The sequence below is a fragment of the Paracoccus aminovorans genome (assembly GCF_900005615.1).
Taxonomy (GTDB): Bacteria; Pseudomonadota; Alphaproteobacteria; order Rhodobacterales; family Rhodobacteraceae; genus Paracoccus; species Paracoccus aminovorans.
Genome location: NZ_LN832562.1, coordinates 440,786 through 466,720, shown reverse-complemented (window position 1 = coordinate 466,720; position 25,935 = coordinate 440,786). Strand labels below are relative to the sequence as shown.

The 25,935-nt window shown below is 68.8% G+C and carries 18 protein-coding genes and 1 pseudogene; 3 read left to right on the top strand and 16 right to left on the bottom strand.

The window, feature by feature from the left end:
• Window positions 1-11: 11 nt before the first annotated feature.
• Together JCM7685_RS18215 and JCM7685_RS18210 are read left to right on the top strand one after the other, a co-directional pair.
• Window positions 12-1,220, top strand: a complete 1,209-nt coding sequence (locus JCM7685_RS18215) for an MFS transporter (protein ID WP_074970678.1) — start codon at window positions 12-14, stop codon at window positions 1,218-1,220.
• 472 nt (window positions 1,221-1,692) lie between these two features.
• Window positions 1,693-3,131, top strand: a pseudogene (locus tag JCM7685_RS18210) (IS1182 family transposase).
• Window positions 3,132-3,474: 343 nt separating this feature from the next.
• On the opposite strand, the gene JCM7685_RS18205 reads toward JCM7685_RS18210, so the two are convergent.
• The 12 genes from JCM7685_RS18205 to JCM7685_RS18150 form a co-directional block, all read right to left on the bottom strand.
• Window positions 3,475-4,287: a DUF1684 domain-containing protein gene (locus JCM7685_RS18205; RefSeq protein WP_074970680.1), complete on the bottom strand. Its 813-nt coding sequence runs from the start codon at window positions 4,285-4,287 to the stop codon at window positions 3,475-3,477.
• A complete protein-coding gene (locus JCM7685_RS18200; protein ID WP_074970681.1) occupies window positions 4,284-5,045 on the bottom strand; it encodes an ABC transporter ATP-binding protein in 762 nt (253 codons plus the stop codon). Before JCM7685_RS18200 ends, JCM7685_RS18205 begins: the two co-directional genes overlap by 4 nt.
• Window positions 5,042-5,854: an ATP-binding cassette domain-containing protein gene (locus JCM7685_RS18195; RefSeq protein ID WP_074970683.1), complete on the bottom strand. Its 813-nt coding sequence runs from the start codon at window positions 5,852-5,854 to the stop codon at window positions 5,042-5,044. The genes JCM7685_RS18200 and JCM7685_RS18195 overlap by 4 nt, the downstream gene beginning before the upstream one ends.
• Entirely contained in the window at window positions 5,851-6,660 is an 810-nt protein-coding gene (locus tag JCM7685_RS18190; RefSeq protein ID WP_074970685.1) for an ABC transporter permease, read from the bottom strand. The genes JCM7685_RS18195 and JCM7685_RS18190 overlap by 4 nt, the downstream gene beginning before the upstream one ends.
• The gene (locus tag JCM7685_RS18185; RefSeq protein WP_074970687.1) at window positions 6,657-7,619 is read right to left on the bottom strand and encodes an ABC transporter permease; all 963 of its coding nucleotides are present in this window, start codon (window positions 7,617-7,619) and stop codon (window positions 6,657-6,659) included. The genes JCM7685_RS18190 and JCM7685_RS18185 overlap by 4 nt, the downstream gene beginning before the upstream one ends.
• 13 nt (window positions 7,620-7,632) lie before the next feature.
• Entirely contained in the window at window positions 7,633-9,126 is a 1,494-nt protein-coding gene (locus tag JCM7685_RS18180; protein ID WP_231964738.1) for an ABC transporter substrate-binding protein, read from the bottom strand.
• A 165-nt stretch (window positions 9,127-9,291) separates the two neighbouring features.
• The gene (locus tag JCM7685_RS18175; protein WP_170848982.1) at window positions 9,292-10,662 is read right to left on the bottom strand and encodes an amino acid permease; all 1,371 of its coding nucleotides are present in this window, start codon (window positions 10,660-10,662) and stop codon (window positions 9,292-9,294) included.
• Window positions 10,663-10,829: 167 nt separating this feature from the next.
• Window positions 10,830-11,798 (bottom strand): phosphate acetyltransferase, encoded by a 969-nt coding sequence (gene pta / locus JCM7685_RS18170; protein ID WP_074967964.1) that lies wholly within the window; start codon window positions 11,796-11,798, stop codon window positions 10,830-10,832.
• A gap of 5 nt (window positions 11,799-11,803) precedes the next feature.
• Window positions 11,804-12,820, bottom strand: coding sequence for a YeiH family protein (locus JCM7685_RS18165; protein ID WP_074967962.1), 1,017 nt, complete (start codon window positions 12,818-12,820; stop codon window positions 11,804-11,806).
• A gap of 739 nt (window positions 12,821-13,559) precedes the next feature.
• Complete coding sequence (gene xsc / locus JCM7685_RS18160; RefSeq protein ID WP_074967959.1) at window positions 13,560-15,338, bottom strand: sulfoacetaldehyde acetyltransferase; 1,779 nt, start codon at window positions 15,336-15,338, stop codon at window positions 13,560-13,562.
• Between the two features lie 12 nt (window positions 15,339-15,350).
• Window positions 15,351-16,742: an NAD(P)/FAD-dependent oxidoreductase gene (locus tag JCM7685_RS18155; protein ID WP_074967957.1), complete on the bottom strand. Its 1,392-nt coding sequence runs from the start codon at window positions 16,740-16,742 to the stop codon at window positions 15,351-15,353.
• Window positions 16,743-16,750: 8 nt separating this feature from the next.
• Window positions 16,751-17,146: a nuclear transport factor 2 family protein gene (locus JCM7685_RS18150; RefSeq protein ID WP_074967955.1), complete on the bottom strand. Its 396-nt coding sequence runs from the start codon at window positions 17,144-17,146 to the stop codon at window positions 16,751-16,753.
• Between the two features lie 363 nt (window positions 17,147-17,509).
• On the opposite strand from JCM7685_RS18150, the gene pdxR reads away from it, so the two are divergent.
• Entirely contained in the window at window positions 17,510-18,976 is a 1,467-nt protein-coding gene (pdxR, locus tag JCM7685_RS18145) for a MocR-like pyridoxine biosynthesis transcription factor PdxR (RefSeq protein ID WP_074967953.1), read from the top strand.
• 528 nt (window positions 18,977-19,504) lie between these two features.
• Here pdxR and JCM7685_RS18140 read toward each other — a convergent pair.
• The 4 genes from JCM7685_RS18140 to JCM7685_RS18125 form a co-directional block, all read right to left on the bottom strand.
• Window positions 19,505-21,748 (bottom strand): J domain-containing protein, encoded by a 2,244-nt coding sequence (locus JCM7685_RS18140; RefSeq protein WP_074967951.1) that lies wholly within the window; start codon window positions 21,746-21,748, stop codon window positions 19,505-19,507.
• The gene (locus tag JCM7685_RS18135) at window positions 21,738-23,447 is read right to left on the bottom strand and encodes an Hsp70 family protein (protein WP_074967949.1); all 1,710 of its coding nucleotides are present in this window, start codon (window positions 23,445-23,447) and stop codon (window positions 21,738-21,740) included. The genes JCM7685_RS18140 and JCM7685_RS18135 overlap by 11 nt, the downstream gene beginning before the upstream one ends.
• Window positions 23,448-23,672: 225 nt before the next feature.
• Window positions 23,673-24,950, bottom strand: coding sequence for an MFS transporter (locus JCM7685_RS18130; RefSeq protein WP_074967947.1), 1,278 nt, complete (start codon window positions 24,948-24,950; stop codon window positions 23,673-23,675).
• A gap of 124 nt (window positions 24,951-25,074) precedes the next feature.
• Window positions 25,075-25,908 carry a shikimate dehydrogenase family protein gene (locus JCM7685_RS18125; RefSeq protein WP_074967946.1) on the bottom strand — a complete coding sequence of 278 codons (834 nt, stop codon included), beginning with the start codon at window positions 25,906-25,908 and terminating at the stop codon, window positions 25,075-25,077.
• Window positions 25,909-25,935: the final 27 nt, after the last annotated feature.

Here is a 25,935-nt window from a genome sequence, read left to right as displayed (position 1 = left end):
CAGAGCCATCCATGTCCGATCCTGTCGAGGCGACCGGCCCCCGGCGCGGCGCGCTGATCTTTCTGATCGTGGTGATCGCGCTCAACCTGCGGCCCTTTCTGGCCGCGCCGGGACCGATCCTGCCCCGCATCGCCCAGGACACCGGGCTGGGCTATGGCACGCTGTCGCTGCTGACCCTGCTGCCGATGTTGTTGATGGGCGTCGGCGCCTTCGTATCGCCCTTTCTGCAGGCGGTCATCGGAACCCGGCGCGGGCTGCTGTCGGCGCTCGGCCTGCTTCTGTTCGGCTCGGCGCTCAGGCTGTTCGCCGCGGACGGCGCCGTTCTCATCCTAACGGCGGTGCTGTGCGGCGCCGGCGTGGCCTTCGTCCAGTCGGCCCTGCCGGGGCTCATCAAGGAGAAGTTCGCCCAAGGCACGGCGGCGATGACCGGGCTCTATTCCGCCATGATCATGACCGGGGGCGCGGTCGGCGCGCAGCTCGTGCCGGCCTTCGTCGATCTTGGCCATTCCTGGCCGGCGGCGCTGGCGCTGCTGTCTCTGCCGGTCCTGGTCGCGCTGGCGGTCACCTGGCGGATCCTGTCCGAGACGCGGGTGACGCGTCCCGACCCGGGCCTCATCCTGCATCTTTTCCGCCGGCCCAGGACCTGGATGCTGATGGCGCTGTTCGGTCTGATCAACGGCGGGTATTCGTCGATGATCGCCTGGCTAGCGCCCTACTACCAGGAGCAGGGCTGGAGCAATGCCCAGAGCGGGGCGCTGATCTCGGTCATGGCCATCAGCCAGGGCTGCGGCGCGGTCGCCCTGCCGCTGCTGGCGCGGCGTCGCCCCGACCGACGTCGGTGGCTTTGGGCGACGATCGCGATGCAGGCGACCGGCTTTGCCGGGCTGGCTTTCGCCCCTGCGGTCGTGCCGCTGTTCTGGCCGGCGATCTGCGGCATCGGACTGGCGGGCAGTTTCGCGCTGTGCCTGATCGTGGCGCTGGACCATCTGCCGCGTCCGGAGCAGGCCGGCCCGCTGGCGGCGCTGATGCAGGGCGGCGGGTTCCTCCTCGCCTCGATGCCGCCTTTCATCCTGGCGCGTCTGCACGAGGGCACGGGCGGTTTTGCGGCCGGCTGGATCATGCATCTGGGGTGGATCGCGGTTGCCGCCGCGCTGGTCCTGAGGCTCGATCCGGCAGGCTACGGCAGCGCCATGGATCTGCCCCCGGCAGCAGCACGGTAGAGGCGCGGGCATAGCGGGCCGGCCCGGCGTTTCCGGCACCGCTCTTCCCGAAGCGTTCCTGCCAGCCGGCGACGGCCGCCTCGATGCAAAGCGCGTATGGAAGCACGCGATCGACAACCGGGACGATGCGCCCGCATTCGCCGCTGCTCTGCCGGCCTCACAGCAGGCGTCGCTACGGCTTCTCGACGACCCTTGGTCTTGACCCGGCTTCGCCCGGCACCCTTGGGATGGCTTCCGCACGATTTCGAGGCATCAGGGCCTTTTCAACCCTGGGTGCGGGCGGTTTTCGTCGTCATCCTGGATCCATGCCCGGATCCGTCCAAAGACTGCCGGGGCATCCGCTGATGGCGTCGGTTAGACTTAGTCGCACATTAAGCCTTCCCTAAAGGCTCCGGCATGCCGTTGCTCTGCGGGCCGAGGGTGTGTCAAAACTGGCTGGCATGCTATGCTTTTTCGGTAGCGGGGGATCAGCATGGCCGGTTTCATCGAGGGGGTTCAGCGCAGCCAGACGGTGCTTTTTCCCGAACGGCTGGAGGACTGGATCGGTGAGGATGATCTTGTTCGGGTCGTTGATCTGTTCGTCGACGAGCTTGATCTGTCTGGCCTCGGTTTCGTGCGGTCGATCTCCGCGCGCACCGGGCGGCCGGGGTATCATCCTGCGGTCCTGCTGAAGCTGTTCATCTATGGCTATCTGAACCGGATCCCATCGAGCCGCCGGCTCGAACGGGAGGCGGGTCGCAATGTCGAGGTGATGTGGCTGATCAGCAGGCCAGTGCCGGATCACAAGACCATCGCCGAATCCGCCGCACGAATGGCCGCGCGATCCGCAAGACCTGCGCGCAGTTCGTGGAGCTATGCCGTAGGATCGGCGTGATGAAGGGCGATTGCGTCGCCATCGACGGGAGCAAGTTCAAGGCCGTCAACAACCGTGATCGCAACTTCACCAGGAACAAGATCGCCAGTCGTCTCGTGCATCTGGAAGCCGATTTGGAACGCTACATCAACGAGATGGTGCGCATTGACCGGCAGGAAGAGGGCGAGGCCCGCGCCGGAAAAGTGTTTCACCTCGCCCGCCGCTACGGCCGTATCCGGCAGGAGATCGCTCGTCTGAAGGCAATGGACAAAGCCTTGATCGATGCCCCGGACGGGCAGATTTCCCTGACCGATCCGGACGCCCGCGCCATGGCAACCAGTGCCCGGCACAGCGGTATGGTGGGCTACAACGTCCAGACCGCTGTCGATACCGAGAGCCACATCATCGTTGCGCACGAGGTCACCAATCAGGGCTTCGACCGCGACCAGCTCAGCCCGATGGCGATCGCAGCCAGGGATGCGCTTCAGCGTGAAGATCTGCACGCCATTGCCGACAAGGGATACTTCAGCGGCCCCGAGATCCTCGCCTGCCATGAGGCGGGGATCACCACGACCGTGCCGCGCCCGGCCACCTCGGGCAATGCGGCCAAGGGGATGTATGTGAAGGCCGATTTTGCCTATGACGCTGCACGCGACGTCTATGTCTGCCCGGCGGGCGAGGAACTCATCTACCGCTACACCACCGAGGAGCGCGGTGTTCAGGTCCGGCGATACTGGATCAACGAATGCCAGACCTGCCCTCTGCAAAGCCGATGCACCACCGGCACGGAGCGCCGGATCACCCGCTGGGAGCATGAGCATCTGATCGACGCGATGCGCGAAAGGCTAAGCCGGGACACCGATCCGATGACTCTGCGCCGCTGCACCGTCGAGCACCCCTTCGGCACGATCAAGGCCTGGATGGGGCACACCCATTTCCTGATGCGGGGGCTGAAAAACGTGCGCACCGAAATGGCGCTGAATGTTCTGGCCTACAACATCAAGCGGGTGGTCTCCCTGATCGGTATCCGACGCCTTATGCAGACCATTCCGGCTTGATCAGACCGTTCTGCCCAATCTTGTTCGTGATAGTTCGCTTCACAAGGCCCATCGAACTGCCTTGGCCACCATGCACGCGGCTGGACGATTTCGCGCTGAAGTCTCCTCAGCCTCGGAAATCTGCGATCAGACGGCCCTCGACAGCCAGTTTTGACCCACCATCGGCCGAAGGCGGCCGCCGACCCGAGCAATCGGAACGGGCCCCCCGGCCCATGTGGCCGGACCCGAGACCGTCCAAGTCGGCATCAGCGCGTGAAACAACGGGCGTCCTATCGGAGACCCGGTCGGAACCGGGCAAAGCCTGGTCGAGGGAGCGACCTCGGCGTGCGGGAGCCTGGCACCCTCACGCGGGGGGATCGAACGCCCCGGCGCCCGGTTCCGGCGCGCGGGGTTTCCTTTCCCCGGCGCGTATCGCGAAGGCCATGACGTTCTGCGGCGGCGGCAGCGGGCAGACGGCAAGGTCGGTAAAGGCGCAGGGCGGGTTGAAGGCTTTGTTGAAGTCCAGCACCACCCTGTCGCCCACCACCTCGCCGATCAGGAAGCGCGAGGCGCCGTAGGTCTCGCGCCCCGAGGTCCGGTCGCGGATGACGAACATCGGCTTGCCGGATTTCCAATGCGTCGGCAGCAGCGTGACCCGCGCCTCCTCATGCGTGAAATGCGCCTGATGCGTCAGCTGCACCGAGGTCGCGGCCCCGGTCACCAGGTCGATGCCGAGCGGCTGCGCCTGATCGAGCGCCTGCCAGTCGGCCTCGATCCGCCAGGCGGGATCGACGGGAAAGCTGTCGATGCCGGAAAACGCCGTCCGCGCGGGGGAAGCGGTGTCGCGGACGCGCAAGGCATGCTGCCCCCCGACCTCCATCACCTCCAAGAGCAGGTCGCCCACCTTCAGCCGGGGCGGATTGTCGGGCACGGGGGCGAAATCGCGCGCGCCCGCGCCCGCATCGAAACGGGCCCGCCCGTCCGGTTGCAGCGTCAACACCCCCAGATGGCCCGGCCCGGCCGAGATCGCCACGTCGTTGTCGGCCGCCTTGCCCACCGTCATCCGACCCGGCGCGATGTCGATGCGGTCGGTCAGGTCCAGCCAGCCGTCCTCGGCGGTCAGGGCGGCCAGGCGGTCGGCCCGCCATTGCGCGATCTCGGTCTCATAGGGGGTCATGCGGGGCGTCCTTGTTGCGGCAGGGTCGGCAGGCTGGCCAGCAGGGTGCGGGTATAGGGATGGTGCGGCGCGCGCAGGATCTGCCGGGTCTCGCCCGCCTCGACGATGCGGCCGCCTTGCAGAACCACCATCTGCGGGCACAGCGCCGCGACGATGGCGATATCGTGCGAGACCAGCACCAGCGTCAGCTCGCGCGCCAGATCGGCCAGCAGGTCGATGATGCGGACGCGGGTGGACAGGTCCAGCGCGCTGACGGGCTCGTCCGCGATCAGCACCCGGGGGCGGGCGATCAGCGCCCGGGCGATGGCGATGCGCTGGCGCTGGCCGCCCGAGAAGGCGCGGGGATAGCGGCCGGCGCTGTCCGCGGGCAGGCCGACGGCGGCCAGGACGCGGGCGACCTCGGCCTTCGCGTCGCCGGACAGGCCGAGCGCGGCATGCGGCTCGGCGATGATCCGGCCCACCTTCATGCGCGGGTCGAGCGCGGTATAGGGGTCCTGGAACACCGGCTGCACGAAGCGCCGATGCGCCACCATCCGCGCGCGCGCGCGCAGGTCCAGCGCGCTGCCGTCCGCCTCGATCCGGCCCGAATCCGGCGCGGCCAGCCCCAGCAGCAGCCGCAGCAGCGTGGACTTGCCCGAGCCGCTTTCGCCAAGGATGCCAAGGCTTTGCCCTTGATCGAGCCGCAGCGAGATCCCGTGCAGCACCGGGACCGCGCGGTCGTAGCCATAGGAAACCTCGTCCAGCGCAAAAAGGCTCATGGCAGGGCATCCCCGGTCAGCGCGGCCTGCAATCGCCGCGCGGCGCCGACCAGCATCTTGGTATAGTCGTGCTGCGGCTGAGAAAAGACGCGCGCCGCCGGGCCTTCCTCGACCATCTCGCCCTGGCGCATGACGATCACCCGGTCGGCGATGCGGGCGACGACGGGCAGGTCGTGGCTGATGAACAGCAGCGCCAACCCCTCGGCCCGGACCAGATCGTCCAGCAGGTCCAGGACCTCGGCCTGGGTGGTCACGTCCAGCGCGGTGGTCGGTTCGTCCGCGATCAGCAGCCGGGGACCGCAGGCCAGCGCCATGGCGATGGCGATGCGCTGGCGCTGGCCGCCGGAAACCTCGTGCGGATAGGCGTTCAGGATGCGCCGGGAATCGGCGATGGCGACGCGGTCCAGCCAGCGGGCTTGTTCGTCCCTGAGCGCGCGCGCGGTCAGGCTGCGGCCTTCGCGCGCGGCGCGGCGGCGGATCGGTTCGGCCAGTTGCCGGCCCAGGCGCATCAGCGGGTCCAGCGCCGCACGCGGATCCTGGAACACCACCGAGGCAACCGCGCCGCGCAGCGGCACGATGCGGCGGTCCGGCTGACCGACCACCTGCCGCCCGTCCAGCAGGATCGAGCCGTCGGTCCGCAGCCCGGTCGCCAGCAGCCCCACCACCGCCATGGCCGTCAGCGACTTGCCCGAGCCGCTTTCGCCGACCAGCCCCAGCCGCTCGCCCGGTGCCAGGGCGAAACTGACGCCATGCACCAGTTCGCGCGAGGGGGCCGAGACGCGCAGGTTTTCGACGGCGAGCAGGGTCATGTCTCGGCCCTTTCCGGGTCCAAGAGGTCGCGCAGCCCGTCGGCGAGGAAATTGATGCCCAGGACCAGCGCCACCAGCGCGACGCCCGGCGCGATCACTCCGATGGGCGCGGCGAAGACCGTCGATTGCGCCTGTTGCAGAAGCTGCCCCCAGGAGGCGTTGGGCGGCGGCGCGCCCAGGCCCAGGTAGGAGAGCGAGGCCTCGGCGATCACGGCAAGGCCGAATTGCAGGGCGATGGCGACCAGCACGGTCGGCGCGATGTTCGGCAGCACATGGGTCAGCACGATCCGCCCCCAGCCCACGCCCGAACAGCGCGCGGCGGTGATGAAATCCTGCGCCAGCACGCGCTTGGTCAGGATGCGGACCAGCCGCGCGATGATCGCCGACATGGCCAGGCCGATGGCCAGGATGGCGGTGCCCAGGCTGGCGCCGTCGCTGGCCGCGACGACCAGCATCGCCAGCAAGAGCGTCGGAAAGGCGATCAGGATGTCCAGCGTCGCGGCCAGCGCATCGTCCGCGCCACGCCGGGCAAAGGCCGCAAGCACCCCCAGCGTGGTGCCGACCACCCCGCCCAGCGCCGCCGCGCCGATGCCCACGCTCAGCGCGATGCGGGCGCCGATCATCACTTGGGTGAAATAGTCGCGCCCCAGCCGGTCGGTGCCGGCCCAGTGTTCCCAGGAGGGCGGCTTCAGACGCCCGCCCGCCATCGCGGTCGGGTCGTAGGGCAGCCAGACCAGCGTCAGCAGCGCCACGCCCAGGTTGATCCCGACCAGGGCGATGCCGATCCACAGCGTCAGCCGCCTCATGTCCGGCCCCCCCTGGCATCGCGCAGGCGCGGGTCGATCAGCCGCTGGATCACGTCGGCGGCAAAGCCGATCAGCAGCACCAGCAGCGTCGTGACCAGCAGCACCCCCTGCACGCTGGGATAGTCCCGCTGCTGGATGCCCAAGAGCAGCATCGAGCCGAGGCCCGGCAGCGCAAAGACCCGCTCGACCACCACCGCGCCCAGCAGCGTCGAGGCCAGCTCGATGCCGAGGATCGAGATCACCGGCACGCTGGCGTTCCGCAGGCCGTGCCGGACCAGCGCCTGCGGAAAGCTGGAGCCAAGCGCGCGGGCATTGCGCAGATAGTCGGCGCCCAGAACGTCCAGCACCGAGGCCCGCACATAGCGCAGCAGCGACGCCGACATGACCAGCGCCACGGTGACCACCGGCAGGATCAGCGCGCGCGCGGCCTCGGCCGCCGTGGCCCAGCCGCCGATGGGAAAGCCGGATGCCGGCAGCAGCCGCCATTTCACCGCGACGATCCAGACCAGCATGATGCCGATCCAGAACACCGGCACCGCGATCCCGAATTGCGAAATGGCCGAGATCAGGGTGCCATACCAGCGATCCGACTTCACCGCCGCAAGAATGCCCAGCGGCACCGCGATCAGGATTGCCAGCAGGAAGGCGGCGAAGGTCAGCGGCAGGGTGACGGTCAGCCGGGCCGCGATCTCGGGCAGGACCGGGGCGTTCGAGACGAAAGAGGTGCCAAGGTCGAAGCGCGCCAGGTCCGAAAGGAACAGCGCCAGCTGCACCGGCAAGGGCCGGTCGCTGCCGACCTGCGCCCGGGCAGCGGCGATCTGGGCCTCGTCCGCGCCGACCGACAACAGCGCCGCCGCCGGATCGCCGGGCAGCAGCCGCAGCAGCACGAAGAGGATCAGCCCTGCCGCGACCAGCGACAGGGCCAGAACGAAGGTCCGGCGCAGCAGATAGCGGCCCATTCAGCCTCTCAGGTCATTCCGACTTGGTGACGCCGCGCAGGAAGAACTGCGCGTTCAGCCCGTTGACCGGATAGTTCGCGACCTTGGCCTGCGACACCACCAGCTGCGGATAGAGATAGAGCCAGTTCGAGGCCGCGTCCTCGGCGATGATCCGATTGGCTTCGCGCAGCTTCTCGGCCTGCTCTTCCTCGGTATCCGACGCCTCGGCCGAGGCGATCAGTTCCGTGACCTTGGGGTTGTCGTAGCCCCAGTAGAAATCCGGGTTGCCGTAGAAGACGATGTCGCGATGGTTCACATGCTCTTGCAGCGTGGCCTGGAAATCATGCGCCTGATAGACCTTGGTATACCATTCGTTGGCGGTGATCACATGGATGTTCACCGTGACGCCCACTTTGGCCAGTTCGGCCTTGAGAAACTCGGCGACGATGGGATGGGGGTCGTAGTTCGGCGTCTCCAGCGTGAAGGCGAAGCCGTCGCCATGCCCGGCCTCGGCCAGCAGCGCCTTGGCGCTTTCGGGATCGTAGGGATCGACGCCGGTCAGGTCCTCGTACCAGGGATCGGTCGGCGGCACGAAAGAGCCCAGCACCATGCCGCGGTCGCCCCAGATCGCCTCCAGCAGCTGCTTCTTGTCCACCGCCCGCGCCAGCGCCTTGCGCACGCGCGTATCGTCGAAAGGCGCGACGCGGTCGTTATAGGCCATGATCTCCTTGGTGGTGGAACTGCCTTCCGAGATGGTGAAGCGCGCCGGGTCCTCGAACAGCGCCAGCGCATCGGGGCTTTGCACCGAGGTGATCAGGTCGACCGCATCGGTCAGCAAAGCGTTGTTCTGGGCCGAGGCGTCGGTGAAATAGCTGAAGATCGCGCCGCCGTTCGCGGGCTTGTCGCCCCAGTAGCCGTCGAAACCCGCCAGCGACAGCGCCGAGCCGCGCTTCCATTCGGCCAGCCGGTAGGGGCCGGTACCGTCCTCCTTGCCGGTGATGTCGCCCGCCGCGTCGTTCACGATCCAGACATAGCTGAGATTGTAGGGCAGCGAGATCGACTTGGATTTCAGCCTGACCACCACGGTCTTGTCGTCCGGGGTCTCGATCCCGGCGATGGCGGCAAGGCTGCTCTTGCGCGAGGATTTCGAGGCCTCGGCCGTCACCCGCTCGATGGAATATTTCACGTCCGCCGCGGTCAGCGGGTCGCCGGAATGGAAGCTGACGCCCGGCTGCAGGGTAAAGGTATGGGTCAGCCCGTCGTCCGAGACCTTGTGATCGGCCGCCAGCACCGGCGCGACAGAGCCGTCGTCGTTCAGCCGGAACAGCGATTCATAGACGTTGTCGTTGAACGCCTCGCTGATGCCCTGACCGGCCCCGGCGGTATTGTCGAGGTTCTGCGGCTCGTAGAGCGAGCCGATGCGGATGATCGCGGCCGGATCCTCGGCGGCCATCCCGGTCCCGGCCCCCGCCGCCAGCGCGGAAAGGGCCAGACCCAGCGCATGCGGGGACATGAAAAAGCTGCTCATCCTGATACCATCCATAAGGCTGCCTGGTCCGAACTTAGCCCGAAATCGCCGGAATGACGAGTGGACTGCGACGACAGCCTTATGGATGGCATCCCCCCTGGCCGCCGGGGGTCCGGCGCCTTGGGATGGGTGCGGCGGCCGCAGCCGCCGCACCGTCCTTTGCGCCTACATCTCGCTGTAATGCCGGGGCTCTTCGGCGATGCTGGCGATCTGCGGCCGCGACCCCCAGCGCAGCCTGGCCGCATAGGCCACCATCAGCACCAGCAGGCTGACCACGCCCAGGGCCAGCGGCGTGCGCTGCTCGGGGATGAAGGCCATGGCGACGACGATGCTGATCATCCCGAAGATCGCCACATAGGTCAGATAGGGATAGCACCACATCCGCACCAGCAGCCGCTCGGGCGCCTCGCGCTCCAGGCGCGCGCGCAGCCGCAACTGCGAAATCGCGATCAGGACATAGACGAAGATCGCCACGGTCCCGTAGGAGTTCACCAGGAAGGCGAAGACCTTGTCCGGCGAGATATAGGACATCACGACCGAGGCATAGCCGAACAGCGTCCCGAACAGGATGGCGCGCACCGGCACGCCGTTCTTGCTGAGCTTGGCCAGCGCCTTGGGCGCGTCGCCGCGCTTGGTCAGCGCGAACAGCATCCGCGACGAGGCGTAGAGCCCCGAGTTCAGCGCCGACAGCACCGCCGTCAGCACGACCGCGTTCATGATCTGCGCCACGCCGGGCACGCCCATCGCCTCCAGCGCGCTGACATAGGGGGTGGCGACCCCGGCCGAGTTCCACGGCACGATGGCCACGACCAGCAGCACCGAGCCGACATAGAACACCAGCACCCGGGTGATGACCGAGTTGGTGGCCCGGGCCACGGCCTTTTCCGGCTCGGCGCATTCGGCGGCGGCGATGGTGACGATCTCGGCCCCGAAGTAGAAGCCCGTCGCCGCCACGGCTCCGGTCAGGATCGGCGCGATGCCGTTCGGGGCGAAGCCGCCATGCGCGGTCAGGTTGCTCAGCCCCGGCGTGACCGCCGGCCACAGGCCCATGACGTAAAGGACGCCCAGGAACAGGAACACGACGATCGCCGCCACCTTGATCGAGGCGAACCAGAACTCGAATTCGCCGAAGGACTTCACCGAGAACAGGTTCGTGGCGGTCAGAAGGACGATCAGCACCAGGCTGATGACCCACGAGGGCAGGTCGGGAAGCCAGAACTGGATCAGTTGCGCCCCGGCGACCGCCTCCAGCGCCACGACGATCACCCAGAAATACCAATACATCCAGCCCGTCAGGAAGCCGGCCATCTCTCCCACGGCACTGTTGTTGCCCCAAGCGAGGCGGGCGTATTCGTAGAATGATCCCACCGCGGGCATGGCGACGGCCATTTCCCCCAGCATGCGCATCACCAGGACGACGAGCACCCCCGTGATCAGAAACGAGATCACCGCCGCGGGACCCGCGGACTGGATCAGCACCCCGCTGCCGACAAAGAGCCCCGCCCCGATGACCCCGCCAAGCGCGATCATCGTCATGTGCCTTTGCTTCAGGCTGTGCTGCAGGCCGCTCGGGCCCGTCGCGCCTTGATTGTCTTGTTCCGATGGCATCGGCAAAATCTCCTCCCTCGGATTGCGGCCCCGGGAGGTTCTCCCGTGCCGCCATGCGGTTGCGAAAAACGGCCCCCCCTCCCGGGCGGCCCCGACTACATTTTTTCTGATTTGGCCTGGATTGCGGTTATTGCTGCGGCGTCGACGATGTCCTGGACGGAGCATCCTCGTGAGAGGTCGTTGGCGGGTTTGGCGAGGCCCTGCAGGATCGGGCCGATGGCCTTCCAGCCGCCCAGGCGCTGCGCGATCTTGTAGCCGATGTTGCCCGCGGCCAGGTCGGGGAAGACATAGACGTTCGCCCGGCCCGTCAGCGGGCTCGCCGGCGCCTTCTTCGCCCGGATCTCCAGGTCCAGCGCCGCGTCGAACTGCATCTCGCCGTCCACCTCGAGATCCGGCGCCGCCGCCCGGATCAGCGACACCGCCTCGCGGATCCGCCCGAGGCTCGGATGGTCGGCGGAACCGGCGGTCGAGAAGCTGAGCAGCGCCACCCGCGGCACCTCGCCCAGGATCCGCCGGCAGCTCTCGGCCGCCGAAAGCGCGATGGCGGAGAGCTCGGCCGCGTCGGGCTGGATCACCAGCCCGCAGTCGGAAAAGATCAGCCCGTCCCGCACCGGCGCATCCTCGCGCCCCGGCAGCATCAGAAAGAAGCTCGACACGATGCCGGCCTTCGGTGCCTTGCCGATCACCTGCAGCGCCGCGCGCACGGTGTCGGCGGTGGTCGCGACCGCGCCGCCGACGGTGCCGTCGGCCTGCCCCAGCCGCACCCGCATCGCCGCCTGGCGGATCGGGTCACGCATCTCCTCCAGCGCGCGGCCGGCCGTCATGCCCTTGGCGGCGCGGATCTGGTGCCATTTTTCGGCGAGTTGGGGCAGGTCCGGGGCCTCGGCCGGGGCCAGGGCGGTCACGCCGGGCAGGTCGGGCCCGTCCATCAGCGTGATCCGCGCCAGACCCTCGGCCGCCAGCCTGGCGGCGGCCTCGGCGACGCGGGGGTCGCGGCCCTCGGGCAGGACGATGTGGCGGTCCAGGCGCTTCGCGGCCTGGTAGATGCGGTGCAGCGGATCCATGCGTTTCATCCCAGGAAATGGAGGCCGGCGACGACGAAGACGCCCAGAAAGACGGTCTCGGCGACGATGAGGCCGATGGCGCCGGTGCCGACCTCGAGCATCTTGCCGAGCGAGGTCTTGATGCCCACCGCCGCGATCGAGATCAGCAGCGCCCAGCGGCTGAGCTGCCCGGCCAGGTCCGAGGCCCAGGCCGGCACCAGCCCGAAGCTGTTGAGCGCCGCCAGCGCCAGAAAGCCCAGCACGAAGCTCGGCAGCAGGGGCGGCGCCTTGCCGCCCTCGGTGTCGGCCAGCCCGCGCGAGCGGATGACCAGCGAGAAGCACAAGACCACCGGCGCCAGCATCGACACCCGGATCAGCTTGACCAGCGTCGCCGTCTCGCCCGCCTCGGGGCCGATGGAAAAGCCCGCGCCCACCACCTGCGCCACGTCGTGGATGGTGCCGCCCAGGAACACGCCGCTGTCGCGCGCCGTGAAGCCGAAGGCGTTCGACAGCATCGGATAGACCACCATGGCCACGGTCGACAGCACCGTCACCGACAGCACCGTGAACACCAGGTCGCGCTCGGACTTCTCGTGCTTGGGCAGCACCGCCGCGATCGCCATCGCCGCCGAGGCGCCGCAGATCGCCACCGATCCCCCGGTCAGCAGCGCGAAGCGCCAGCTGCGGCCGACGAAGCGGGTGGCGAAGAGCGCGAAGAGGATGGTCAGCACCACCCCCGCCACCACCAGAACGATCGAGCGCGCCCCCAGCGCCGCCAGCATGTCGACCGAGATGCGCGCGCCCAGAAGCGCCACCCCCAGCCGCAGCACCGTGCGCGCGGTGAAGGCGATGCCGGGCGCGGTGCGGGTGCCGTCCTCGGCCAGGAAGTTCAGCGCCAGGCCCAGCAGCAGCGCCAGAAGCATCGCCGGCGCGCCGTAATGGTCCGACAGGAATTGCGCCGTCGCCGCCACCAGCACCGAGACCGCGAAGCCCGGGAAGGCCTCGCCCAGCGTGGCGCGCGAAGGGATCAGGGTGGAAATCATCGTCCTCACCGGATGCAGGGATCGGGCCGGCGCGGCAGGGCGCAGCGCCGGGCGGTCGTTTCGGGGCCGGCCGCTTCGGGACCGGCCGGCGGGGTCTGCGCCAGGACCCGGGATCGGGACCCGGGATCAGGGCCAGGCGCCAGGGCCCGGCGGTGGGATCCGGCGGCCAGACCCGGCGGCGGTATCCGCCATCGGGGACCGGCGTCGTGGCCGGGCGTCGCGGCCCGCCGTCGCGGCCCGGCGTCCGGGGCGGGGCGCCAAGACACTCGGGCGCCGGTGTCCGCGGCCCGCCATCGGGGGCCGCTTCGGGACCGGCGTCGAGACCGGGCGCGCTGCCTCAGGTCCGGATCCGGGCCGAGCCTGCGGCCAACGCCCGGGCCCGGGCCTGGAGCCGGACACGGACCGGCCGTGGACCGGACATGGACCGGGCGCGAAGCCAGGCCCGAGGCGGCGGGGACCGTCGTCGCGGGTCCGGGCCGGCTGCGGTGCCGGCGTCCGGGCCAGGCCCGAGTTCCGGCGTCGCCGGCCAGAACCCGGCTTCCGGCGTCAGCCATCCGCGGCCGGGCGTCGCCGCCGGGCGGCCGGGGCCAGGTCCGGGATCGCGACCCGGGATCGGGACCCGCCGTCCGGGCCAGGCGTCGCCGCCGGGCCAGATCCGGGGCCGGACCGGGGCCGGACCGGGGCCGGACCGGGGCGGCGGCATCCGGGGCACGCCTTGCCCCGCCGCCGCCCGCGGCGCTCAGGCGCCCTGCTGCGGGCGCATGTCGGCCTTGTCGACGCCCGCCACCGGCACCGGCTTCTTCATCGCGTCGCGCCGGAAGGGCTCGCCCAGCTCCTGGTTCAGCAGCACCTCGATGAAGGTGGTCCTGCCCTCCTTCATCTGCCGCTCGACCGCATCGTGCAGCGCCGCCGTCAGCTCCTCGGCGCTCGACACCTGCACGCCCTCGACGCCGCAGGCCTTGGCGATGCCGGCATAGGTCGTGCCGCGGTCCAGCTCGGTGCCGACGAAGTTGTTGGCGTACCACAGCGTCGTGTTGCGCTTTTCCGCGCCCCACTGGTAGTTGCGGAAGATCACCATCGTCACCGCCGGCCAGTCCTTGCGCCCCACCGACACCATCTCGTTCATCGAGATGCCGAAGGCGCCGTCGCCGGCAAAGCCGATCACCGGCACGTCCGGATTGCCGATCTTGGCGCCCAGGATCGCCGGGAAGCCGTAGCCGCAGGGACCGAACAGGCCCGGCGCCAGGTATTTCCGACCCGCCTCGAAGCTGGGATAGGCGTTGCCGATGGCGCAGTTGTTGCCGATGTCCGAGCTGACGATCGCATCCGCCGGCACCGCCTGCATGATCGCCCGCCAGGCCTGGCGCGGGCTCATCAGACCGGCGTCGCGCTGGCGCGCCTCCTCGTTCCAGACCGTGCCCGGATCGTCGTCCTCGTGGTCCAGGCTCGACAGTTCCTGCGCCCAGCGGGACTTGGTGGTCGCGATCAGGTCGCGGCGCTCCTGCCGGCCGGCGTCGCCCGCGCCGGGGGCCAGCTGCGCCAGGATCGCGCGCGCCACCTTGCCGGCGTCGCCCTGGATGCCCACCGTCACCTTCTTGGTCAGCCCGATCCGGTCGGCGTTGATGTCGACCTGGATGATCTTCGCCTCCTTCGGCCAATAGTCGATGCCGTAGCCCGGCAGGGTCGAGAACGGGTTGAGCCGCGTCCCCAGCGCCAGCACCACGTCGGCCTTGGCGATCAGCTCCATCGCCGCCTTGCTGCCATTGTAGCCCAAGGGCCCCACCGCCAGCGGGTGGCTGCCCGGGAAGCTGTCGTTGTGCTGGTAGTTCGAGGCCACCGGCGCATCCAGCCGCTCGGCCAGCTTCGCCAGGTCCGGGATCGCGCCCCCCAGCACCACGCCGGCGCCCGACAGGATCACCGGGAACTGCGCCTCGCTGAGCAACTTCGCCGCCTCGGCCACCGCCTGCTCGCCGCCGGCCGGGCGCTCGAAGCGCACCACCTGCGGCAGGTCGACGTCGATCACCTGGGTCCACATGTCGCGCGGGATGTTCATCTGCGCCGGCGCCGAGTTGCGCCAGGCCTGCATGATCACCCGGTTCAGGACCTCGGGAATGCGCGAAGGATCGCGCACTTCCTCTTGATAACACACGCAATCGGCGAACATGCGCATCTGCTCCATCTCCTGGAACCCGCCCTGGCCGATGGTCTTGTTCGCCGCCTGCGGCGTCACCAGAAGCAAGGGCGTGTGGTTCCAGTAGGCGGTCTTCACCGGCGTCACGAAGCCGGTCACCCCGGGGCCGTTCTGCGCGATCGCCATCGACATCTTGCCCGTCGAACGCGTGAACCCGTCCGCCATCAGACCGGCGTTCGTCTCATGCGCCGTGTCCCAGAACGTGATCCCCGCCTTCGGGAAAAGATCCGATACCGGCATCATCGCAGAGCCGATGATCCCGAAAGCATGCTCGATCCCATGCAGCTGCAGAACCTTGATAAAGGCTTCCTCGGTCGTCATTCTCATGGCGATGGCTCCCTATTTGCGCTCGTCGCGATAGTGGTAAAGTTTGTAGAGGCCCCATTGGCCCAGCCGCCGGAACGGCGTCTTCCAGCCTTCATGCGGCAGTTCGGTGTTGAAGATCGGCAGCGCGGGCAGCGTGCCGCCCGCGACCAGTTGCGCCATGCGCCGGCCCGCCTGGGCCGAATACATGACGCCGTTGCCGCCGTAACCCAGCGCATAGAAGGCGCCGGGCAGGCCGGGCATGGCGGTGATGCGCGGCATCATGTCGTGGCTGACATCCACCCAGCCCCACCAGCTGTAGTCCAGCTCGATCCCGCGCAGCGCCGGGAACTTGCGATACATTCCCTCCTGAAGCGCCTGAAGATGCGCGGGATTCGCCGCGTCGCGCCCGGTGATCGCGGCGCGCGAACCGATCTGCAGCCGGTTGTCCGGCAGCAGGCGATAGTAATGGCGCAGCACCCGGGTGTCGGTCAGCGGCGAGCCGGTGCGGATGCCCACCGCCTCCAGCTCGTCCGGCGTCAGCACCCGCGTCACGATGCTGTTCGACATGATCGGCATCAGCCGGTCCCGCAGTTGCGGGTGCAGCCCGCGCGGCGCATAGGCCGCCGTCGCCACCGCCACGCGCCGGGCGCGCACCGTGCCGCCCGGCGTGCGCAGGTGGTGCACGCCGCCCCGGTAGTCCCAGCCCTGCACCGGGCTGTCGACATGCACCCGGGCGCCCAGCTCGCGCGCCGCGCGCAGATAGCCGAAGGCCAGCTTCGCGGCATGGATGCCGACGCCGTCCACCTCCCACATGGCGCCATGCGCCTCCTGGTCGCGGGCGACGGTCCGGTGCAGCTCGTCGCGCGAGATCATGCGGGCATCGTAGCCGAAGCTGTCGCGCAAGAGCGCCGCCTCTTTCTGCAGGCCCGCCATCACCGAGGCCTTGTGGGCGATGTAGTAATGCCCGCCGTCCTGCGGATCGCAGTCGATGGCGTGGTCGCGGATCAGGGCGCGGAACAGGTCGAACCCCTCGCAGACCTCGGCATGCAGCCGCTTGGCCACGTCGAGGCCCCAGCGCTCGATCCACTGGCTGCGCTTGAGCCGGCCGGCGCTGACCTGGGCCTGGCCGCCGTTGCGGGTCGAGCAGCCGTAGGCGACGCCGTTGGCTTCCAGCATCACGGGTTTGATGCCGTGCTCCTTGGCCAGGTGCAGCGCGCAGGACAGGCCGGTATAGCCCGAGCCGATCACCACCACGTCGGCATCCAGATCGCCCGTGACCGGGCCGTCGTCCTGCGGCGCCGGACCGGCGGTGCCGATCCAGTAGGTCGGCGCGTAATCGCTGCGCGGCCCCAGGCCCCGCGCCGTCATCGGGTCGTAGAGCGGATCGAAGGGGACCGCGCCCCGGCGCTTCTCGATTGCCAGCATGGCCGCCCTCACTTCGCCGGGATCGCGGGGCGCTGCTTGCGGATCGCCTGTTTCTCGACCAGCTTGCCGTCCCGGATGCGGAACAGGTCCGCGCCCTGGACCTCGATGCGGCTGCCGTCGGGGTTGGTGGCGCGGAAGGTCCACTGGCTGACGCCCCGGGTGCCGTCCTCGGACAGGAAATGGCTGTGATCGGCCCATTCCGCGTCCGGCATCGTGGTCCAGACCGCCTCGAAGGCCTTGGCGATCGCCGCCTTGCCCTCGATCCGGTTGCCGTATTCGTGGTCCCCGGCGACGGTGTAGAACACGCAGTCGTCCGCAAAATGCGTCATCACGCCAGAAATGTCGTGCCGGTTGAAAGACTCAAACGTCGATTCAAGGTCGGAAACAGTCAGAGGAGAGGTCATCAAGCAAGACTCCTTGACCCGGGCGGCAAGATCCGCAGTTCGGGGGTGGTGGTGGATGGAATGGCGAAGAGGGAAGAGGCGGCCCTGCCCGCCCCGGCATCGGCGCGTCTCGATCCATCGGATCGGAAGGCCGGGCCATCGGGCTTGGCAGCGGTTTCACCCGGGAAGGTTCAGGGGGCTCGCGACCGGCTCATGGTGTTCATCGTGTTTTCCTGTCTTTCGCGCGGCAACCGCAGGGGAGGACGAGGCTGCCGGCCCCGTCCCCGAAACCGGCATGCGCATCTGCCCATCGCTGGACAGGGCGGAATGTTGCAGAGCGACGGCGGTGATGATATATCCAGTGAACGCAAAACTTAGGTCCAGATGCGCGGCCATATCCCCATCGAGATGTTTTTCCAGCGCGACGGCGCCAAGGGCACGCTTCAGGTGCAACTGGCGGCGGCCATCGTGCGCGCGATCCTGGAAACGCGGACCCAGCCCGGCATGAGGCTGCCCTCGACGCGCGGATTGGCCAGTTCCCTTGGCATCTCGCGCATGACCGTCACCCTGGTTTATCAAGAGCTTATCAGCCAGGGCTATCTGGAAGCCCGGCCCCGGTCGGGGGTGGTGGTGGCCCCCACCGTGCCGCATCGGCGGCTGAAGATGCCGGAGGCGCTATCCGGCCAGACCGCGCTGGACTGGGACAGCTGGCTGCCGATCCGGCCGCCGCGCCAAAGGGTGATCCGCAAGCCCGCGAACTGGCGCGATTTCCGCTATCCCTTCATCTATGGCCAGAGCGACGCGTCGCTTTTCGACCACAACGCCTGGCGCAACTGCGCGCGCCGCGCCTGGGGCACCCGCGATTTCGGCGAACTGGCCGCGGATTTCTACGGCGCCGACGATCCGATGCTGATCGACTACATCTGTTCGCATACGCTGCCCCGGCGGGGCATCCAGGCCCGCCCGGACGAGGTGCTGGTGACCCTGGGGGCGCAGAACGCGCTTTACATGACCATCGAGCTTTTGGCGCGCGGAGACCGTCTGGCGGTGACCGAGGACCCGGGCTATCCGGATTTCGCCGAGACGCTGCGGCTGGCGCACAGCCCCACGGCCTTTCTGCAGGTGGACGAGGGCGGCCTGAACCCCGCGCTGCTGCCGCCGGAAACCCGGCTGGTCATCGTCACGCCCAGCCACAACATCCCGACCGGCGCCACCATGCCGCTGGCCCGCCGGCGCGAACTGCTGGAGCGCGCCGCGACGCATGACTTCCTGATCGTCGAGGACGACTACGATTTCGAGATGTCCTTCCTGGCACCGCCGGCGCCGGCGCTGAAGTCGCTCGACCGCGAGGGGCGGGTCATCTATACCGGCAGCTTCTCGAAATCCTTGTTCCCGGGGCTGCGCATCGGCTACATGGTCGCGGCCGCGCCGCTGATCGCGCGCGCCCGGGCCCTGCGTTCGATCATGCTGCGGCATCCGCCGAACCACCTGCAGCGCATCACCGCCTATTTCCTGGCGCTCGGCCATTACGACGCCCATATCGTGCGCCTGCGCGAATCGCTCAAGCGCCGCCGCGCGCTGATGGAGCAGGCGCTGGCGCAAACCCCGCTGCGCATCGCGGGCGCGGCCTCGGCCGGCGGGGCCAGCCTGTGGATCGAGGGTCCCGAGGGTTGCGACAGCAGCGCGCTGGCCGAGGCTCTGCGGCAAGACAGCGTGCTGATCGAGCCGGGCGAGGTGTTTTTCGAGACGCCGCCCGACCCTTGCCCCTATTTCCGGCTGGGCTATTCCACCATCGGCGAGGCCGATATCCCGCGCGGCATCGAGCTGATCGCGCGGCGCGCGACCGGCTGAACGCTGCCGGCCGGGTCTTGGGCGGGCCGATCTATCCGCCGCATGGCCGGACAAGGCGCAGCGGTCCCGAGTCAGCGTTCCAGCCGGTCGCGTGCCGTGAAGCCTCTGCCGGCCGAGGCTGTGTGGAAACTTAGTCGAACATGGTCGGACGCGGAAGGATGTTCGCCCGCAGGCACTGCGGAGAGACTTTGTTCCCAGCGGGCCGCAAGGAAACTTTTCTTCGTAAATTTTCGGAACTGGAGTTTTCACACAGGCTCGGTCCGCCGCGGCGACGATCTCTGCACCGACCTGCATCCGGCCTCCGCAGCAGACCATGGGGAACACGCTCTGTCCCGGCGGGCCGGCGGCCAGCCCGACGCAATACAGGCCTGATCCAGAAAGCGCCATCTGCGACTGGATCGCACCGCGGCCGGGGGAAGAGGGCGCGTCGGTTTCGCGCGTCGGCGGATTGCGTCACTTGCCAAACATCGACAAGATCCTGTCAAAGCCGGGTTCGAAGCCCACCCGGCGATCACCCGCCCTTCCGCGTCATGAATCGAGCAGCCCGCGCGCTTCCAGATAGCGGAACATGTCCCCCAGAATCGCGGTCCCCAGATCCGCGCGGAAGCGATAGGCATGGGTCAGATGCGGCTGATTGCGCGCCGCCGCCAGCAGCGCAGCCTGATCGGGACGGTCCTGCGGCGCGGCGATCTGCGGACGGCGCTGCAGATAGGCATCCAGGTCTTCGGGCCGGGGCGAGGACCAGAAAATCGTCAGGTAGTCCTGGATCGTCCGGTCGCCGATCTCCAGCGCCAGCCGAGAAACCGCGTCGTCCTTGCCCGCGGCCCCTGGGGTTCCGGCCGACCACGACCCGAGCATGAGACGTTGCAGCGGTTGGGACAGGTCGACATGCGCCTCTCCGCTTTCCTCCATCACGGCCGGAGCGGAGGCATGGAAGGTCAGGCGCATCATATCGCTGGGCAAAGAGCAGATCTCGGCCACCAGGCTGCCGGCGCGCGGATTGACGATCAGCAGGTTTCGCCATTTGAGGTCGACGAAATCATCCTCGCAGCCGGCCAGCACCAGGGCGCCGTGCTCTCGCCGGGTCGGAAGGATCCGCAGTTGCGCCGCGCCATCGCTACCGCGGCGAAGCGACAGATCCGCAACATGGACCTCGACCGTTCCGTCATAACGGCCCCCCAGCGGCAAGAACTCGGTCGGGTACTCTGCGGCTGCGGACGGATCGAGGCGCAACTTGAAGGTTTCGGGCCGGACCTTCGACGCGCCAAGCGGCTCGCCGAGCTTTCCCTGCCACGAGGCCGTCACCCGCCCAAGCCGGAACCGTTCGGAGCCCCCGGTCTTGACCGCGGTCACCACGGCATGCACCGGGACATCGACGCCCATCTCCATCACGCAGGCGCCGCTGCGAGCGCAGGTCAGGCTCGCATCCGCGACGTCGCCCGTGCCGTCCTCTGCCGCTTCCCCGTGGCCGGTGCCGGGCGCGGGCGCCGGAACCGCAATGCGGGGATAGGGCATGTCCATCCGGTCGAGCGCCTCGGCGCCGTCGATGGCGCCCGATGCCAGCGTGCGGGCGGTGCGCTCGACCGTGGAACGATCCGGCGCGATCATGCGATATGCGTCGCGCCAGGACGGCACGGCGGGGCGTGGCGCGAAAACCTGGCGTTCGGAAATCCAGCCTTCCCGCAGGTTGGGACGCACGACGGTGCCCGCGAACAGAAGAACCACCAGCAGCACCACCAGGTTAAGGCCGAAGACCGCGGCCGAGCGCCGGCGCAGCCATTGTCCGACCGCGCCGACCCCCACGAGGCGCGGCACCGGAAGCCTGAGCTCTTTCCACGCATCCGGCAGGACGCCCCAGACAAAAGCGACGAGGATCAGGGTGCCAAGGAACAGACGCATCCATTCCGTCCGGGCCGCCTGACCGAATGCCAGCAAGAGAACAAGAATTGCCGCAAAGGCGAAAAAAGCCGGCCGCAGGATCAGGTTCAGCAGGTCCAGCAGCCGGGCCCACCAGGGATTGGCCGGCGGCAACGCCGCTATCGGGGGGTCGAGCCCGACCCCGCGCCGCATCTCAATATAGTGCATGAGAACGTCGAGATGCGCGGGAAACAGGTTCTGGAACCGCAGGCCGTCGGTTTTCCAGCCGTAGCGATCCTCGATCAGTTCCAGCCATTCGCGGTTGCGGAACGGGGCGGCATGGATCGCGTGGGTGATCCGCGAAATTCGCGCCTCCAGCATTTCGACGAGGATCCGCTCGAAGCGACGGCTGGCCTCGGGCTGGTCCAGGACCTCCTGCCCGAACAAGGCGCGCCATTCCGCCATATTGACCCGCCCGTCCGACAGCATAGCGCGCATGCGCTTCACGGCCCGGTCGAAGTCTAGCGCAGGCTCCTCGGCCCTCGCTGCCGACCCGGGCTGGGGTGAGGGCGGCGGAACGGCGGCGCCTTCGTTCCCGGCCGCTGGCGGCGGTGGCCGAGGCGCTTGCGGCACTCGCTCCGTTTCCGCTTCCCGTTCCGGCTGGGCCGGCGGATGCGCCTGCCGCCCGAAAGGCAGCGCCCCGGCCGGCGGCGGCCCGGCCGGGGCCGGGTCCTGCTGCCGCGCGATCTGCCGGGCGCATTCGTAGGCGGCGCGCAATGCGCCGAAGTCGTCGGGCTGGCGCTCGATGTCCAGGGCCTTCAGCCGAACGGCATAGGCGCGGCGCAGTTCGGCCTGGCTGGCGTCAGGGGCGACGCCCAGAACGTCCCAGGGCCAGGAGGCGGCCTCATCGGACATAGGATCGCTCCAACTCGTCCGCCGTCCGGGCCAGTTCCTTGCGCAGATCGGCGATCCGGCGCGGATCCTGCTCGTTCAGGGCCGTCTCGAACCGCGCGATCAGCTCGGCCACATAGGCCCGGTCTGCGCCGAGGAACATCGCGTACAAGCCCTTAAGACGCTCCGAGAGCGCCAGATTGTCGCCGTCCTCGCGCGGATGGAGCATATAGGCCGCGAGCTCCTGCAGCCTGCGCCTGCGCTCGGCCGGGCTCAGGGCCGCGGCGCTGCCTTCGATCACCAGATCGGTCTGGGCGCCCGTGGACAGAACGGTGATGCGCACATGCAAAAGCCCGCTGGAGTCGTAGGAAAACCGCACCTCGATCTGCTGCGTGCCGGCCTTGCCCCTCGGCATGGCGACATGGGTCTTGCCGATCAGCACGTTCTCGACCGCGATCGGCGCTTCGCCCTGATAGACGGCGATTTCGATCATGTCCTGGTTGTCCTGAATCGTCGTGAACTGCTGCATGCGCGAGGCGGGCAGGGTGGTGTTTCGCTCGATGATCGGGGCGAACCCTCCTTCGATGATGCCGCTTTCGGTCGCGATCCGGCTTGCGATCCCCAGCGAGAAGGGCGCGACATCCGTCATCACCATGTCGGCCAGGGCGGTATTGCGCGCCGCAAGCCCGGCCTGAACCGCCGCCCCCAGCGCCACCACCTCGTCCGGGTCGAGCCCGCTTTCCGGCAGCCGGCGCAGCATGCGCGAGACGAGGCCGCGGATCATCGTCATGCGGGTGGCGCCGCCGACCAGCATCACGCGGTCGATTTCGCCCACCTCCAACCGGGCATCGTAGAGACAGCGCTCGATCGGGCGGCGCATGCGCATCAGAAGCCCGGCGCACAATTCCTCGAAACGCCGGCGGTCGATGCGATAGTCCTGCGGCCCGTCGTCCAGCGCGATGGTGGCCTCGGCCTGCTCGGCCCGCGACAGATGCCGTTTCAGCGCCTCGGCCGCGGCCTCGATCCGCGCCTGTTCGGCGGCCGAAAGCGGGCGCCCGTCCAGTTGAAGCCGTTCGACGATGTCGCGCCGCAGGCAGGCGGTGAAATCCCCGCCTCCCAGCATCGCATCGCCGGAACTCGCGCGCACCTCCATCACGCCCTCGAACATCTCGATGATCGAGACGTCGAAGGTGCCGCCGCCCAGATCCAGGACGATGAAGGTCTGCTCGCCCTCGCGTTCGTTCAGCCCATAGGCCAGTGCCGCCGCGGTCGGCTCGTTCACCAGCCGGGGCCGCGGCAGGCCTGCCAGTTCGGCCGCCAGCATCGTCGCCTCGCGCTGCGCCGATGAGAAATAGGCCGGAACCGAAATGACCAGCGCGTCGATCTCCGCGCCGGGATAGGCGGCCTCCAGATCGGTATGCAGCTTGCGCAGCACCAGCGCCGAAAGCTGGGGCGCCGAAAGGCGCTGGCGGCCAAGCGCGAATTCCTTGCCGGTGCCCATGTGGCGCTTGAACGCCGCGTGGGTCTGTGCGGGCTTTCGCAACCGCTGCGCATGGGCCGGCCCGCCCACCAGCAGGGTGCCGTCGTCGCTGAGCCCGACGACCGAAGGCGTCAGCGCCGCGCCGTCGCCGTTCCGCACCAGCGTCGCGCCATTCTCGGCATCAAAGACCGCGATCAGCGAATGGGTCGTTCCCAAATCGATCCCGACAGAAATAGACGACATCAAACCTCTCCGAAGAATGACGCCTATTCGGGCTTTTCCGGCCGGAAGGTCAAGCCGCTACCCGGCGCACCGCTACCCGGGGTCGCGGCTGCAACACCTTGCCGATGGCGCCATCCGCCGTGTCAGCGGCCAGGAAACGGCGGCGGCCATGCCCATGGGCGCCTCGCCGCCGCGGATCGGCTCGCTTGGGCATCGGGAGCCGCGACGGGTTCCATGTCGGCGGGGTCAGATCTTCTGCCGCATCACCCGCGTGGTGGCGATGGCCAGCATCGCGAACAGCCCGACCGCGGCGAAGATATAGAAGCCCCAAGGGTGACCCACTCCCAGCGAGACCAGCGTGCCTCCGATGAGCGGGCCCGAGATCGCCCCCAGCCGCCCGATGCCCGCCGCCATGCCCAGGGCGGTGGCGCGCACGGCGGGCGGGTGGTTCGCCGCCGTATAGGCATAGACCAGAACCTGCGCCGAGAAGACGAAGCAGCCGGTGACGAAGACCATCGGGTAAAGCGCCAGCACCGGCACCTTGACCGACAGCGCCGCAAGCAGCACCGCGCTGCCCAGGAACCACAGGATGGCCGCGCTCTTCAGCCCGATCCGGTCGCCGACCGCGCCCGCGACCAGCAGGCCCAGCACCGCACCGACATTCATCAGAAGCAGGAACCACAGCCCGCGGCTAAGGCCGTAGCCCGCCTCGACCATCAGGGTCGGCAGCCAGGTGTTCAGCCCATAGACCAGCAGCAGCCCCATGAATGAGGTCACCCAGATGCCCAGCGAATTGCGCAGGAAGGGCGCGCGGAACAGCGCGCCGCTGGTGGTCCGGTCCTGAAGGATCGCGGCTTCGGCGGCGGCTTCCAGCTGCAGGCCGTTGTCCCGTGCGATCCTCTCGGCCTCGGCGCGGCGGCCCTGCGCCAGCAGGAAGGCCGGCGACTCGGGCAGGTGGCGGACCATCAGCGGCAGCAGCGCCAGCCCCGGCAAGGCGCCCGCCACGAACATCGAGCGCCAGCCCAGCACCGGCAGCAGCAGCAGCCCCAGCAGCGCCGTGGCGACGGCGCCGACATGATAGCCGGTCATCAGCCGGGTCGAGGCCTTGCCGGTGCGGCCGCGCGAAAACTCGGTCACCATGGCGATGGCCGTGGGCAGGCAGCCCCCCAGGCCGAAGCCGGCCAGGAAGCGAAAGATCGAAAGCTGCCACCAGTTCTGCGTGAAGGCGCAGGCCAGCGTCGTCAGCGAAAAGGCGGCGACCGCCCAGATCATTGCGCGCCGGCGGCCGGCGCGGTCGGTCAGGGCGCCGATCATCAGCGCCCCCAGGGTCATGCCGACCAGGCTGATGGTCGAGACGAAGGTCGCCTCGGGCTTGGTCATGAACGGGGTCTCGTCCCCGGTCAGGGTGGGGATCAGCGCGCCCAGCACCACCAGGTCGAACCCGTCCAGGACCACGGCGATCCAGCACAGGACGGCGACCCAGCCGAAGCGGGACGCCTTGGTTTCCGGCGTTTGCATGGTCATGTCGGTCCTCTTCATGGGTTCGGTGCGCCGGAACGGGCTTTTCCGCCGCGCGCCGGCCTTGCGATGGGAAGCGCGGGGACAGGCCCCTGCGGCGGCAGGCTGCCGCCGGCAGCCAGAGTGCGGATCAATAGCTGATGGCCGCGCTTTCGCGCAGTTCGGCGACGCTGGGCTTGGGAAAGCCGAAATACTCCAGATAGGCCGGGATCTGCTCGAACAGCATGTCGGTGCCGATCTGGTAGCGGCAACCGCGCGCGCGGGCGGCGGCCAGAAGCGGGGTGATCTCGGATTTCAGCACCACCTCGCCGACGAAGGTCGCCGGGTCGATGCGTTCGGGGTCCATCGGCAGCGGATCGTCCGGGTTCATGCCCAGGGGCGAGGCGTTCACCACCAGGTCGAAGCCCTCCGGGTCGTTCGAGCCGGTCTGAAGCGCGATCCCCGGATAGGCGGCGGCGATGCGGGCGGCCAGCGCCTGGGCATTGCCGTCGTTCGGATCGTAAAGCGCCAGCCGCGCCACCCCCGCCCGGGCCAGCGAGGCGGCGATGGCCGAGCCGACGCCGCCGGCGCCGACGACCAGCGCCGCACGGTCCTGCAGCGCCTGGCCCTTGCCCAGGACGCCGCGGACGAAGCCCTCGCCGTCGAACATGTCGGCTTCCAGCGCGCCGTCCTCGGCCAGCCGCAGCGCATTGGCGGCGCCGGCGATCCGGGCCGTCACCGACACCCGGTCGGCCACGGCCAGGGTCGTGGTCTTGTGCGGCATGGTGATCAGCGCGCCCTGGATGTTCGACAGGCGGAAGACCAGCCGGATGAACTGGGGATAGTCCTCGGCCTTGCAGCCCATCGGCACGACCACGGCGTCGATGCCGCGCCGCTGGAACCACGGGTTGTAGATCATCGGGGATTTGAAGGTGTGGGTCGGATAGCCCACATGGGCGATCAGTCGAGTGGTGCCGCGGATCATCGTGCCTTGCCTTTCCTGGTCAGGGAC